The sequence below is a fragment of the Vibrio sp. 10N.222.55.C7 genome (assembly GCF_041473335.1).
In the GTDB taxonomy this organism is placed as follows: domain Bacteria; phylum Pseudomonadota; class Gammaproteobacteria; order Enterobacterales; family Vibrionaceae; genus Vibrio; species Vibrio crassostreae_C.
This window is the reverse complement of the sequence record NZ_JBFRSC010000007.1, coordinates 134,926-149,433: the sequence shown is the minus strand read 5'-3', so window position 1 is coordinate 149,433 and position 14,508 is coordinate 134,926. Positions and strand designations below refer to the sequence as shown.

Below are 14,508 nucleotides of genomic sequence, written 5' to 3'. Positions count from 1 at the left end.
AAGATAAAGCTACCTTTTTGTAACAATCATGAGGCAAAGCGCACATTGGGTTACAAAAGCTTTCAAAATATAAGAATTTGGAAATAAAACGAGGAAGGGAAAGCGTTTAGAGGGGGTATAAAAACAAAAAGCCCGGCATATAGCCGAGCTTTGAACCACAATTCCAGTCGTAAAACTGGGGGCGTGTACTTTTTCGTAAAGAAAAATTAACGCTTAGAGAATTGAGGTTTACGACGTGCTTTACGTAGACCAACTTTCTTACGTTCAACGCAACGAGCGTCACGAGTAACGTAGCCAGCTGCACGTAGAGCAGGACGTAGAGTTTCATCGTACTCCATAAGAGCGCGAGTGATACCGTGGCGGATTGCGCCAGCTTGACCAGAAATACCACCACCAGAAACAGTGATGTAAAGGTCAAGTTTCTCAGTTAGTTCAACTAGCTCAAGAGGTTGCTTAACAACCATACGAGAAGTTGGACGACCGAAGTAAACATCAAGGCTACGCTTGTTGATTACGATCTCACCAGAGCCTGGTTTGATGAAAACACGAGCTGCTGAGCTTTTGCGACGACCAGTGCCGTAGTATTGATTCTCTGCCATTTTCATAATCCCCTTAGATGTCTAGTACTTGTGGCTGTTGAGCAACATGGTTGTGCTCAGTACCAGCGTACACTTTAAGCTTACGGTACATCGCGCGGCCTAGAGGACCACGTGGAAGCATACCTTTAACTGCTAGTTCTAGAACCATTTCTGGTTTCTTAGCAATTAGCTTTTCAAAAGTGATAGTTTTAAGACCACCTGGGAACTCTGAGTGACGGTAGTAAACCTTACCCTTAGCTTTGTTACCAGTTACAGCAACTTTCTCAGCATTAACAACGATGATGTAATCACCAGTGTCTACGTGAGGAGTGTATTCTGCTTTGTGCTTGCCGCGTAGGCGAGAAGCGATTTCACTTGCTAGACGGCCAAGAGTTTTGCCTTCAGCGTCTACAACATACCAGTCGCGTTTTACAGTTTCTGGTTTAGCAACGAAAGTTTTCATGCTAATAATTACCTATTTAAAAAATTTACACTTAAGGAATACTCGCGTATTCCCACTGTCTAAGAGTTACCATTCATCACCCCTTCGAGTGTTGGAAAACTCTTGGCATAACGTGATTTTACTCATCGCTAGAGGCCCGCAGTAACGGTAGGTCGCAGGATTATAGAGAAGAGCGAAGAAAAAATCACCTCTTTTTGAACAAAATCACGATTTTTTTAATTCTATTTCTTATTCGAGATAATCAAAGCTAACTTAAGTGTTCTTTTGCCAAATATTCATGGCTCTGCATTTCAATTAAACGCGACTGACAACGTTTAAATTCAAACTCTAGCTGACCATGGGTGTATAGCTTTTCTAGCTCCACTTCCGCTGAAATAATCAGCTTCACATTGCGCTCGTAGAACTCATCAACTAATGCAATGAAGCGCCTCGCAGCGTCATCTGAAGTCGCGCCCATTTGCAATACATCCGCCAATAGAACTGTGTGATAAACCCGAGACAACTCAATATAGTCGTTCTGGCTACGAGCCGACTGACAAAGCTGAGCAAAGGTACCATGCAGTACGCCATCACTCGCTTCGACTACATCTAATTGACGGTGGTTAACCTCTATCTGCTTAAGCTTCTCTTTATCTTCACCAACGAGCTGAGCGTAATACTTTTCGAGATTAATATTCGCTTGGCTATCTAGCGGGTAATGGTAAATCTCAGCCTGTTCTAAGGTACGTAGACGATAGTCAATACCACTATCGACATTAAGGATATGACAGTTGTCTTGAATGAGCTTGATGGCAGGTAAGAAACGCGCTCGCTGTAACCCGTTGCGATACAGATCCGCAGGTGGAATATTAGAGGTCGCAACCAAGATAGCGTTTCGAGCGAATAACTCTTGGAACAAGGTTCCTAGGATCATCGCATCGGTGATGTCTGAAACAAAGAATTCGTCGAAACAGATAATGTCCGCTTCTTCCTTCAACTTGTCTGCGACTAAAGGCAATGGATCACTCACATTACCTAGCGCCTTTAGCTCATCATGAACTCGATACATAAAGCGGTGAAAGTGAACACGCATTTTTTTAGTGGTCGGTAAGGCATCATAGAACGTATCCATTAGGTACGTTTTTCCTCGCCCTACGCCACCCCAAAAATAGAGACCTTTCGGTGGTTGTGGCAGTTCTGGCTTTTTGCCTAGTAATTTCTGGAAGCGAGTCAGTTGAGGAATGGGCGTATTCATGTAATCTTGAAATTGATGAAAGAGTTCATCTAAAGATTTTACGGCTTGCTCTTGTGCTGGATCTCTTTGAAATCCATGTTCTTTTATATCTTGTTCGTATTTTTTAATGGGATTCATGACGACATTTCCACAATGAAAGCAATATCAGACAACAACTAAAAATGAGCCCAAACAGTACGAGGAATAACGTGATGTGGTGAATAATGCAGCATCAAACTGCTAACTAGCGCACACGCATTTCTCTTTATACTGCGGCTTTCTCATAGTACCATGGAGCCGTATCACGTGTAACTAAGTAGTAACAAATATGTTAAAAAACAATAATAAGGAGCTGTTATGCCTTGGATGTATGCCGTTGCCGGTTTACTAGTCGGAGTTATTTTAGGGGTCGCTATTTCTCGTCTCATGACACCTGAATACAAAAAACAAAAGAACGTACAGAAAGAATTGGATAGCGCAAAGTTTGCCCTTGAGCAGCAGCGACAAGAGCTGGCTGATCACTTTGCGAAATCAGCAGAAATGTTGGACACATTAGGTAAAGACTACACAAAACTGTACCAACACATGGAAAAAACAAGCTCAGAGCTGATTCCTAACCTGCCAGAGCAAGATAACCCGTTTGTGAAAACAGCCGCTGCCCATTCGGACAAGCCACAAGAGAAGCCTTCAGTAAAAGAGGCGACACTTGAGGAACAACCGAAAGATTACGCTAATGGCGCAACCGGTTTATTTACAGAGCAGAAGAAAGAAATCATGAATGCTCCCGATGTTGTTACAGCAAAAGCATCGTAAACATTTAACACTTCTGTGAACTTTACAAAGGTTTTTGAGTCATAACTTTCACTCAGGTCATTTGAAACTTATCATACTTATTAAACGTATAAGAGGGTTAAGACCTTAACTAGAGAGGAGTTTATGATGAAAAAACCTTTGCTTGCTTTATCAGTGCTAACTTTAAGCTTAAGTTCAATCATCACCCCCATTAAAGCAACAGCCGCACTGCCATTAAGTGTGGGTAATGAACAATTACCGAGCCTTGCTCCTATGCTTGAACAAGTGACCCCCGCTGTGGTTAGTATTGCCGTAGAAGGCAAACAGGTACAACGTCAGCAAATCCCTGAACAATTTCAATTCTTTTTTGGTCCAGAACAAACACGAGAGCGTCCCTTCCGCGGATTAGGCTCTGGTGTCATCATTGACGCCGAGAAAGGTCATATCGTGACCAATTACCATGTCATTAATGGTGCGGACGATATCAAAGTAAAACTGCATGATGGTCGAGAGTACGATGCTGAGCTAATCGGCGGCGACCAGATGTCTGATATCGCACTGCTAAAATTAGAAGAAGCCAAAAACCTGACCCAGATAAAAGTCGCAGACTCAGACAAACTAAGAGTTGGTGATTTTAGTGTCGCGATCGGTAACCCATTCGGACTTGGGCAAACCGTGACATCCGGTATTGTTTCTGCACTCGGCCGTAGCGGCCTGAATCTAGAAAACTTTGAAAACTTCATTCAAACCGATGCAGCAATCAACAGCGGCAACTCTGGTGGTGCGCTAGTGAACCTTAACGGTGAGCTAATTGGTATCAACACCGCCATTCTTGGCCCTAACGGAGGTAATGTCGGTATCGGCTTTGCAATCCCTTCTAATATGATGACAAACCTGACAGAACAAATTCTCGACTTCGGTGAAGTAAAACGCGGCATGCTTGGCGTTCAAGGCGGAGAAGTGACCTCTGAATTGGCAGAAGCACTCGGTTATGAATCAAGCAAGGGCGCCTTTGTTAGCCAAATCGTCCCTGACAGCGCAGCCGATAAAGCAGGACTGAAAGCGGGCGATATTATTGTCTCTATTAATGGCAAACGCATTGATACCTTCAGCGAGTTAAGAGCTAAGGTCGCAACACTCGGCGCTGGTAAGCAGATTGAACTGGGTGTGGTTCGTGACGGTAAGAGCAAAACCTTTGATGTGACGCTTGGTGAATCCACCAATAATAAAACACAAGCTGAGAAGCTCCATGAAGGGCTAGCTGGTGCTGAGTTAACCAACACAACAGAGAGTGACTCTGCAACGGGCGTCAAGGTATCGAATGTTGCTCAAGGTTCACCAGCCGAAGCCTATCAACTCCTGAAAGATGACATCATCATCGGAGTAAACCGCCAGCCCGTTAAGAACCTTGCTGAGTTTAGAGAGATTCTTGAAAAACAACCTGGTGTACTGGCGCTTAATATCCAGCGAGGCGACCGAACTATCTATCTTGTGATTCGATAGTCTTACGTCAGCGCAATTACAGGGAGGCTCAGTAAGTTTGCTTTAAACTTACTCAGTCTCCCTTTTCTTTAGATCAATCAAAATGCTATGCTTCACTTGTAATCAAATCAGTCATCCATTGATGGAGGCTTCACACCTTACTTGTTGAAGAGGGAAACATGCTGTCCTTTCTATTTCGTTCTATTTCCCTTGGACTCGTTTCAGCGGCGCTTATTCTTCTCGCCTTCCCGAGCTTAAGACCAGCGATTGTCGCTGACGTCACTAGCCCTAAAGTTGATAATATTGGCTCTCTTCAGATTTCATTTAACCAAGCAGTTCGCCGCGCGGCGCCTGCAGTGGTTAACATTTATAGCCGTAAATACGCTGAAAGCGATCGAAACAAACTGCTCACACAAGGTTTGGGCTCTGGGGTGATTGTTAGCGAGAAAGGCTACATCATTACCAACTTCCATGTGGTGGCTCAAGCAGACCAAATAGTTGTGGCACTTCAAGATGGCCGAGTAGCAGCTGCGCAACTTGTCGGTTCAGACAAACGCACCGATATCGCGATACTTAGAGTCAGCGGTGATAATCTACCGGTGATCCCACTCAATCCTAATTACAAAGCCAATGTCGGTGATGTTGTACTGGCTATCGGTAACCCATACAACCTAGGTCAAACAACAACCTTTGGTATCATCTCTGCAACCGGCCGTTCTTCGATCAGTGCCGATGGCCATCAAGCCTTTATCCAGACCGATGCGGCAATCAATGAAGGTAACTCAGGTGGCGCACTGGTGAACTCACAAGGTGAGCTAGTCGGTATCAATACCGCCTCTTTCCAGCAAGCTACCGACATGGAAACCTATGGGATCTCATTCGCTATCCCCTATCCGCTTGCTAATAAAATCATGGAAAAGATCATCGCCGATGGTCGTGTGATTCGTGGCTATATTGGTATCGATGGACAAGACATCAACTCGGTGACGTCACGCTTACTCGGCAATAAGAATATCGGCGGTATTGTGGTACTCGGGATAGACCCGAACGGTCCTGCGGCTGATGCAGGCTTTGAAGCACAAGATATTATTGTCAGCATCAATAATACCCAGATTAGCGGACGACAGAGCGTAATGGACATTGTTACTGACCTGCGCCCAGGTACTGTCATTGATGTTGGTGTATTACGCAAAGGTGAAAACAAGACCCTCAAGGTGACTATCGCTGAAGATACACGCCTGTAGCCTATATACGAATGTTGATTGCTCACATGAAGTTAGCGACCCCACACTGTTAAACTTCCAGACACAAAAAACCCAGCTCTTAAGCTGGGTTTTCTTTTATCAATCAAAGCTAATTATAAACTCAATGAAAACTGACTATATAACTAAGTGTCATAGCTAAGAGTGTCATAACTAAGCGTCGCTAGGTTCATCGATATCAATGCGCGTCACTCGTTGTAGTCCTCTAGGTAGTAAACCACCACGACGACCACGTTCACCACGGAAATTTTCAAGATCCGCAGGTTTCAAGCCAAGTTTGCGTTTACCCGCATAGATTGTCAGCGTCGCATTCTCTGGGATAGCCATTAGATGCGAGACAAACTCTTCACGCTCTTTTGCTTTCGCAGAAGGGATGTTGATGATCTTGTTGCCTTTACCTTTGCTCAGCTGAGGGAGATCTTTAATCGGGAACAACAACATACGACCTTGGTTAGTAATCGCCAGAATCTGATTACTGTCCAAGTCAGCAATAGGGCTTGGCATCATCACTTCAGAAGCTTGTGGCAAGTTAACCAAGGCTTTACCGCTCTTGTTCTTGGACAGCAGATCGCTACCCTTACAAACAAAACCATAACCTGCATCAGAACCGACTAACCATAATTGTTCATTCTCTCCCATCACCACTTGGCGAATAGAAGTACCTGGGCTGACGTTCAAGCGGCCTGTAATTGGCTCACCTTGGCTTCGCGCCGACGGTAATGAATGTGACTCAAGGGAGTAGCTTCGACCATCACTGCCGAGGAACACCGCTTGCTGGTTACTCTTACCCTTAGCACTCGCTAAGAATTTATCACCCGATTTGTAGTTCAAACCTTCAGCGTCAACTTCATGCCCCTTGGCATGACGAATCCAACCTTTCTCAGACAACACAACCGTGATTGGTTCGCTTGGTACTAAGTCGCGCTCTGTTAGCGCTTTCGCTTCAGCGCGCTCAATCAGAGGTGAACGACGATCATCGCCGTATTTATCCGCATCTGCTTGGATTTCTTTCTTGATCAGCGTATTCAAGCGACGCTCTGAACCGAGTAGCTTTTCAAGCTTCTCACGTTCAGCTTCAAGCTCTTCTTGTTCCGCTCGGATTTTAAACTCTTCTAACTTAGCTAAGTTACGAAGTTTAATATCAAGAATCGCATTGGCTTGAATTTCAGAAATGTTGAAACGGCTCATTAGGACAGGACATGGTTCGTCTTCTGTACGAATGATCTCAATCACTTCATCGATATTAAGATAAGCAGCAAGCAAACCTTCTAAGATGTGCAAGCGTGCCAGTACTTTATCTAAACGGTACTGCAAACGACGGCGAACCGTTGTGCGACGGAACTCGATCCACTCTTTCAGGATTTGAACTAAGCCTTTAACTTGAGGACGATTATCTAAACCAATCATGTTCAAGTTAACGCGGAAGTTTTTCTCTAGATCCGTCGACGCGAACAGGTGACTCATCAATTGGTCACAGTCGATACGATTCGAACGAGGAACGACAACGATACGCGTTGGGTTCTCGTGATCCGATTCATCTCGCAAGTCGTCAACCATTGGCAGCTTCTTAGCGCGCATCTGGTTAGCGATTTGCTCAAGTAACTTCGCACCTGACACTTGATGAGGTAAAGCCGTGATAACAATATCAGAGCCTTCCTTGTGCCAAACCGCGCGCATCTTGATGCTGCCACGTCCAGTACGGTAGATCTTTTCGATGTCCGATTTCGGGGAGATAATCTCAGCTTCAGTCGGGTAATCTGGACCTTGAATGAAACCCATCACGTCTGAAAGCTCAGACTTAGGCGTATCAATTAGGTGAATGGCTGCATTAGCGACTTCACGCACGTTGTGTGGTGGAATATCGGTCGCCATACCTACCGCGATACCTGTAATACCGTTAAGTAGGATGTGAGGTAGGCGAGCAGGCAACATTTGAGGCTCTTTCATCGTGCCATCAAAGTTTGGTTGCCAGTCAACAGTGCCTTGACCTAGTTCACCTAGAAGAACCTCAGCAAACTTAGATAATTTGGCTTCGGTATAACGCATCGCAGCGAACGATTTCGGATCATCAGGAGCACCCCAGTTACCTTGACCATCTACCAATGGGTAGCGGTAAGAGAAAGGCTGCGCCATCAATACCATCGCTTCGTAACAAGCAGAGTCACCATGTGGGTGATACTTACCTAATACGTCACCAACGGTACGTGCTGATTTTTTGTATTTCGATGCAGCCGATAAGCCTAGCTCAGACATCGCGTAGATAATACGACGCTGTACTGGCTTCAAGCCATCACCGATATACGGCAATGCACGATCCATGATCACGTACATTGAGTAATTTAAGTAGGCATCTTCGGTGAACTTGCGCATTGGCAGCTGTTCAACGCCATCATATGTAATTTCGTTAGACATCCATTATACCTCGGCCATATCACCGTTAGTCTGTAGCCATGTACGGCGATCATCTGCACGTTTCTTACCAAGCAGCATGTCCATCATCTCGTTGGTTGCTTCGCTGTCATCAATCGTTAACTGCACAAGGCGACGAGTGTTTGGATCCATGGTGGTTTCACGCAACTGAAGTGGGTTCATTTCACCCAGACCTTTGAATCGTTGCACGTTGATCTTGGCTTTCTTCTGCGATAGTCGCTCAAGCACACCGTCTTTCTCTGCGTCATCGAGTGCGTAGAACACTTCTTTACCGCAATCGATACGATACAGAGGAGGCATTGCCACATAGATATGACCCGCTTCAACTAATGCATGGAAATGGCGAGTAAACAAAGCACACAGCAGTGTCGCGATATGAAGACCATCCGAGTCCGCATCGGCAAGGATACAGATCTTACCGTAACGCAGGCCGGATAAATCATCGTTGTCCGGGTCGATGCCTAGAGCCACCGAGATGTCGTGCACTTCTTGCGAAGCCAATACTTGGTCTGCTGACACTTCCCATGTATTTAGGATCTTACCGCGAAGTGGCATAACTGCTTGGAACTCACGATCACGTGCTTGTTTAGCAGAACCACCCGCCGAGTCCCCTTCCACGAAGAAGATTTCGGTACGGCTTAAGTCTTGAACTGAACAGTCAGTTAGCTTACCCGGCAGTGCTGGGCCTGAAGCGATTTTCTTACGCACAACCTTTTTGCTTGCGCGCATACGGCGGTGGGCATTCGCAATACAAGCTTCTGCTAGCTGTTCTGCAAGTTGTGGCTTTTCGTTCAACCACAGGCTAAACGCATCTTTTACCACACCAGACACAAACGCAGCAGTTTGACGTGAAGACAAGCGCTCTTTTGTTTGACCAGCAAACTGCGGATCTTGCATCTTCACCGACAGTACGTACGAACAGCGATCGAAGATATCGTCGCCCGTTAGCTTAACGCCACGCGGCAGCAAATTACGGAATTCACAGAACTCACGCATTGCATCAAGAAGACCTTGGCGAAGACCGTTTACGTGTGTACCACCTTGTTTAGTCGGTACTAAGTTCACGTAACTTTCGGTGATCATGTCGCCGCCTTCTGGCTGCCAGATGATCGCCCAGTTTGCCATTTCTGTTTCAGCAACGAATTCGCCAACATACGGTTCTTCAGGCAGCAAGGTGTAACCTTTCACGCCTTCGGCAAGGTAGTCTTTTAGACCATCTTCATAGAACCATTTATGCTCTTCACCACCGACTTTGTCGATAAAGGTAATTTCTAAACCTGGGCAAAGCACTGCTTTTGCACGTAGGTTGTTAATCAGACGAAGTGTCGAGAATTTAGGGCTATCGAAGTACTTAGGATCAGGCCAGAAATGTACTGATGTACCACTGTTACGATGACCACAAGTGCCCGTCACAGTAAGCTCTGTTACTGCATGACCGCCTTCAAGTGCGATCTCGTGAACCTGACCTTCTCGGCGTACGGTCACTTCAACACGTTTTGACAGCGCGTTTACAACCGAGATACCTACACCGTGCAGACCACCAGAGAACTTATAGTTGTTATTCGAGAATTTACCGCCAGAGTGGAGCTTAGTTAAAATCAGCTCAACACCTGAGATCCCTTTTTCAGGGTGGATATCGACAGGCATACCACGGCCGTCATCGGTAACTTCTAACGATTGGTCTGCATGAAGTACCACTTTGATCTTCTTAGCGTGTCCCGCTAGTGCTTCATCGACCGAGTTATCAATGACTTCTTGGGCAAGGTGGTTAGGTCTTTCTGTCTCGGTATACATTCCCGGGCGGTGTCGCACAGGGTCGAGACCTTCAAGTACCTCGAGGTCTTTTGCATTATATTGTTCAGTCATAATACGGAGTTTACTCAAAAAGTTTGCGTCAGTTCGCTGGCTCCAGTTTCACTAAAGCAGAATCATTACTATGAACCGTCATAGTAGAGCGAACGAGCGAAGTATTGGGGAATATAGTCTGGAAGCTGAGTAATGATGTCAAGCTAGTTCAAAAACTAAGACATCAAACTATGATATTTCACCATTGATAGATGAAATAACAGGCAAACAAGAGAAAATCACTTGGTTGGTGGAACAGATTAAAGATTTAGAAAGGTGATGATTTGTTGTGGGTAGCGTTCAAAATCAACAAAGCTATGATCCCCGCCCTCTTCTACTGTCTGTGTTGCACCTTGGTACTTCTCTACCGCTTGTCGGTAATCCAGAACTTCGTCTTCCGTTTGCTGAAGTAACCAGAAGTCGCTCGGCTTAGCGATAGCCGAAACCTCTAACGCCTTCAGTTCATCAATATGTTTTGTTTCCAGTACATATCGTTCATCTGTGTATGGGTTTACTTGTTCACCTAAATAGTCAGCAAGAAGCTCATACGGCTTCACTGCTGGGTTTACAACCACCGCTTTAAAACCATAGTGGCTATTCAGCCATGTTGAAAGATAGCCACCCAGCGAGCTACCGACCAACGCTATTTGATATTGCTCTTTGTATTGCTCCACCAGCTGCTGTAAATGAAGTGCCGCTTGTTGAGGGAAACTCGGCAGTTGAGGGGTTACGACTTTAATATCAGCGCGATGCTCCGCACAGTAATCTGCCATCACATTCGCTTTATGAGAACGTGATGAGCTGTTAAATCCGTGAATATAGAGAAGCAGCGATGGCTTATTAGCTTGTTGATTAGAGCCTGGCATCAATAACCGCCTTCATTAGTAACCAGCAGCCTTAAAATCAGGCAAGAACTGCCCATGAGGCAGACGACGAACTTGCGTGCTAACGGTACCGTCTTGATGTAATTCAATCTCTCTCCAGCCCGGAGACAAAGTATCAACCGCGAAGTCATCTGAGTTAGGTTTGAATTGCACACAAGTCGACGGTGTTGCCATGACTTGTACACCATGATGATCTCGGTTCATGTCTTGATGAACGTGACCACACAGTACGGCTTTAACATTGGTGTGCTGTTGAACCACATCCCAAAATTGATCGGCGTCTTTTAGGTTATGTTGATCTAACCATGCGCTGCCAACCAACAATGGATGGTGGTGCAATAGAACCAAGGTATTACGTTCAGGGAACTCCGTCAGCTTCTGTTCTAATAGGTCAAGCTGTTGATCGCTGAGGCGACCATGAGGCACACCAACCACCTGCGAGTCTAGCATCACCATCTGCCAGTTATCGCCTAGCAAGACATGCTCAACACACTGTATTTGTGGTGATGGTAAAACACTGCCCATATTAGGCTTAAAGTCATGGTTCCCTGGCAGCCAATAGCATGGCTTTTCCAAAGGCTGAATCCCTGACTCAAATTTCTGGTACGACTCAGCACTGTGATCTTGAGATATATCACCGGTTGCTAAAATCGCTTGATAGTCAAAGCCCTGACTAACAATGCCATCGACTACAGCACGAAAGCTATCTTGAGTGTTGATGCTTAATAAGCTGCCATTGCTCGGCGCAAATAAATGCGTGTCCGTTAGCTGCACAAGCTTAATAGTGCTCTCATCAAATTTTGAAGTGTGTGATAATTCCAAAATAACAAATCCAGATACGTTACTGTTTAGACTTTAAAAGTGTTGATAAATAGGCTCAATTAAAAGGCAATTGGGGTTCGGCTGATACCCGTTTTTAAACAAAACGTTAACCATTCCCCAAGAAATTTATTCAATTGAAATTTCTCGTCCTTTTGCAGAAGCTTAGTGTTGGGGTAGTCATATTTCGCTTTGACTCGCGAAAAATCCCCGCTAGCGCACACTTCTGCAACTCGAGCGTCGTGATATAGCCTGACAGACATTTTTGGCAAAGGAAACACTGGCATCGCATCACTCTGACATATATCTATTAATGTGGTGTATTTTGTGACCTCATTCACTGTCAATTGATACACCATATTAACGGCTTGGTAACAGCGAACGTCACCAACCTCATGCCCAACCGGTAACAAAGCGTTCAGTTTGGCATAGTTAGTCTCGTAAACTCGCATCAATTCAGCAAGATCAACATGATACGGTTTTTTGACCGCGATATTTGGCATGACGTTAATCTATCCACTCTGACTGTAATTCTTGGTAGTTCAATTGTAGCCACTGTAGCGCAATGATCGTGGCTCCATTTTCAAATACACCATCTTTTACCAACTGATAAGCAGCTTCGCGACTCATCACTTGTACACGAATGTCTTCACCTTCGTAGTCCAATCCGTGTACCCCTTTGGCTGTCGTTGCATCAACACAGCCAACAAAGACGTCGAGCTTTTCAGAGCAACCACCAGATGAAGGATAATACGAAGTAATAGGCAATACAGATCCGACTTCGACTCCGGCTTCTTCCATTGCTTCACGACGAGCGACGTCTTGTGGCGATTCGTCCGTATCAATGATCCCAGCAACAATTTCGTATTGCCATGGGTTCTCATGCTCTAGGGCTCCGACACGGATCTGTTCGACGATCACCACTTCATCACGCACAGGATCATAAGGTAGCAAAGCGGCAGCATGTCCACGCTCAAACATCTCACGCTCTATTGGTTGGCTCCAGCCTCCCTCAAATAGTCTATGTTTAAATGTGTACTTGACCATTTTGAAAAAACCACGAAACAGCGTCTCTTTTGAGACTATTTCCACATCTTGCGGAGTAAACTCATGTCGTTGATTGTCATACTGTTGCATTTGGTACCTCACTAAGTGATCTTTATAGTTTACTCATTGTCCGAGTTAACTACCAAGGATAAGGTTCAACTTTTTATATAAAATTTATAATTAAAGTTAAGCTTTAAAAAATAAATATTGCACAAGTGGACTGTTAACTGTAAAAAAGTGCAAAGTTTCGAGTAAATTACCACCAAACTGGGTTAAACTCTTCTAAAGAAAATTCCATAAAAGGCAGGAATAGGAAAATGAAAAAACTGCTTCCACTATTTATCAGTGCAGCAATTGGCAGCCTGAGTTCGTCAGCTTTTGCTGATACGCTAGCTGAAGTTTACGACCAAGCAAAACAGAACGATCCACAACTTCTTCGTTCAGCAGCGCAGCGCGATGCCGCTTTTGAAGCAGTAACGTCAAGCCGTAGCTCTTTGTTACCGCAAATCAATTTGACTGCGAACTACGACATTAATCGTGGTGATCGAGATACATCAGGTGTTGGTAATTCAAGCATTGATAACAACACTTGGGGAGCTGCTATCGGCTTCAGCCAAGAGCTTTACCAGCGTTCTTCATGGATCACACTAGATACGGCAGAGAAAACCGCTCGTCAATCTGATTCAGCTTACGCGGCAGAACAACAAGCCTTGATCCTTCGTGTTGCGACAGCATACTTCGAAGTGCTTCGCGCTCAAGATAACCTAGAATTTGTTCGTGCAGAGAAAGCAGCGGTTGCTCGTCAACTAGAACAAACTAAGCAACGTTTTGAAGTAGGTCTTTCAGCAATCACCGATGTACATGATGCGCAAGCTCAGTACGATGGTGTTTTGGCTGATGAAGTTCTTGCAGAGAACGACCTAACGAATAGCTACGAAGGTCTTCGTGAGATTACAGGTCAGGAACACTCTAACCTAAGCATCCTAGATACTGATCGTTTCTCAGCAAGCAAATCTTCTGAGTCTGCAGTTGCACTTGTTGAACAAGCAGAACAAAAGAACCTTAGCTTATTGGCTGCACGTATCTCTCAAGACGTAGCAAAAGACAACATCTCTCTAGCAAGCTCTGGTCACCTACCAAGCTTAACCCTAGATGGTAGCTACGCTGTTTCAGATCAATCAAACAGCACCCAAGATTACGACCAAGACAACCTAAACATTGGTTTGAACTTAGTTGTACCTCTATACACGGGTGGTAACACAACTTCATTGACTAAACAGGCTGAATACAACTACGTTGCAGCAAGTGAAGATCTAGAAGCAACTTACCGTAGCGTTGTAAAAGACGTACGTGCATTCAACAACAACATCAGCGCTTCGATCGGTGCTCTACGCGCTTACGAACAGTCTGTAGTTTCTGCTCAGTCTGCTCTAGAAGCAACAGAAGCTGGTTTTGATGTAGGTACTCGTACTATCGTTGACGTACTAGATTCGACTCGTCGTCTATATGATGCGAACAAAAACCTTTCAGATGCTCGTTACAACTACATCCTAAGTGTACTTCAGCTTCGTCAAGCAGTTGGTACGCTAAGCGAACAAGACATTGTTGATGTAAACGCAGGTCTAAAAGTAGCAAGTAAGTAACTCTTAATTACTCAAGTTACCGTTACAAAAATGCCGCTCATTGAGCGGCA

Annotated in this window: 13 protein-coding genes; 4 read left to right on the top strand and 9 right to left on the bottom strand. The window is 45.0% G+C overall.

From position 1 onward, the window contains the following. Positions 1–206 precede the first annotated feature (206 nt). The 3 genes from rpsI to zapE all read right to left on the bottom strand — a co-directional run bounded on the left by rpsI (position 207) and on the right by zapE (position 2,392). Positions 207–599, bottom strand: coding sequence for a 30S ribosomal protein S9 (gene rpsI / locus AB4482_RS02190; protein ID WP_004740758.1), 393 nt, complete (start codon positions 597–599; stop codon positions 207–209). Positions 600–612: 13 nt separating this feature from the next. After that, positions 613–1,041 carry a 50S ribosomal protein L13 gene (gene rplM, locus AB4482_RS02185; RefSeq protein ID WP_010434689.1) on the bottom strand — a complete coding sequence of 143 codons (429 nt, stop codon included), beginning with the start codon at positions 1,039–1,041 and terminating at the stop codon, positions 613–615. Between the two features lie 247 nt (positions 1,042–1,288). Then, on the bottom strand, positions 1,289–2,392 hold the full coding sequence (gene zapE / locus AB4482_RS02180; RefSeq protein ID WP_017061433.1) for a cell division protein ZapE: 1,104 nt from the start codon (positions 2,390–2,392) through the stop codon (positions 1,289–1,291). A 219-nt stretch (positions 2,393–2,611) separates the two neighbouring features. On the opposite strand from zapE, the gene zapG reads away from it, so the two are divergent. The 3 genes from zapG to degS all read left to right on the top strand — a co-directional run bounded on the left by zapG (position 2,612) and on the right by degS (position 5,772). Beyond that, positions 2,612–3,067, top strand: a complete 456-nt coding sequence (gene zapG / locus AB4482_RS02175; RefSeq protein ID WP_017061432.1) for a Z-ring associated protein ZapG — start codon at positions 2,612–2,614, stop codon at positions 3,065–3,067. A gap of 126 nt (positions 3,068–3,193) precedes the next feature. Beyond that, complete coding sequence (locus tag AB4482_RS02170; RefSeq protein ID WP_017061431.1) at positions 3,194–4,549, top strand: Do family serine endopeptidase; 1,356 nt, start codon at positions 3,194–3,196, stop codon at positions 4,547–4,549. 158 nt (positions 4,550–4,707) lie between these two features. Then, positions 4,708–5,772, top strand: a complete 1,065-nt coding sequence (degS, locus tag AB4482_RS02165) for an outer membrane-stress sensor serine endopeptidase DegS (RefSeq protein WP_372180483.1) — start codon at positions 4,708–4,710, stop codon at positions 5,770–5,772. Positions 5,773–5,943: 171 nt separating this feature from the next. On the opposite strand, the gene parC is transcribed toward degS, so the two are convergent. The 6 genes from parC to nudF all read right to left on the bottom strand — a co-directional run bounded on the left by parC (position 5,944) and on the right by nudF (position 12,905). Further along, positions 5,944–8,202 carry a DNA topoisomerase IV subunit A gene (gene parC / locus AB4482_RS02160; protein WP_048614926.1) on the bottom strand — a complete coding sequence of 753 codons (2,259 nt, stop codon included), beginning with the start codon at positions 8,200–8,202 and terminating at the stop codon, positions 5,944–5,946. Positions 8,203–8,205: 3 nt separating this feature from the next. Then, positions 8,206–10,086 carry a DNA topoisomerase IV subunit B gene (gene parE, locus AB4482_RS02155; RefSeq protein WP_017061428.1) on the bottom strand — a complete coding sequence of 627 codons (1,881 nt, stop codon included), beginning with the start codon at positions 10,084–10,086 and terminating at the stop codon, positions 8,206–8,208. A 239-nt stretch (positions 10,087–10,325) separates the two neighbouring features. After that, positions 10,326–10,931, bottom strand: coding sequence for an esterase YqiA (gene yqiA, locus AB4482_RS02150; RefSeq protein WP_017061427.1), 606 nt, complete (start codon positions 10,929–10,931; stop codon positions 10,326–10,328). Positions 10,932–10,946: 15 nt separating this feature from the next. Beyond that, positions 10,947–11,771, bottom strand: a complete 825-nt coding sequence (cpdA, locus tag AB4482_RS02145) for a 3',5'-cyclic-AMP phosphodiesterase (protein WP_017061426.1) — start codon at positions 11,769–11,771, stop codon at positions 10,947–10,949. Positions 11,772–11,830: 59 nt separating this feature from the next. Next, entirely contained in the window at positions 11,831–12,271 is a 441-nt protein-coding gene (locus AB4482_RS02140; protein ID WP_008222561.1) for a DUF1249 family protein, read from the bottom strand. A 4-nt stretch (positions 12,272–12,275) separates the two neighbouring features. After that, complete coding sequence (gene nudF, locus AB4482_RS02135) at positions 12,276–12,905, bottom strand: ADP-ribose diphosphatase (RefSeq protein WP_017061425.1); 630 nt, start codon at positions 12,903–12,905, stop codon at positions 12,276–12,278. Positions 12,906–13,132: 227 nt separating this feature from the next. Here nudF and tolC point away from each other — a divergent pair, with 227 nt between their 5' ends. After that, a complete protein-coding gene (tolC, locus tag AB4482_RS02130) occupies positions 13,133–14,458 on the top strand; it encodes an outer membrane channel protein TolC (RefSeq protein ID WP_017061424.1) in 1,326 nt (441 codons plus the stop codon). Positions 14,459–14,508: the final 50 nt, after the last annotated feature.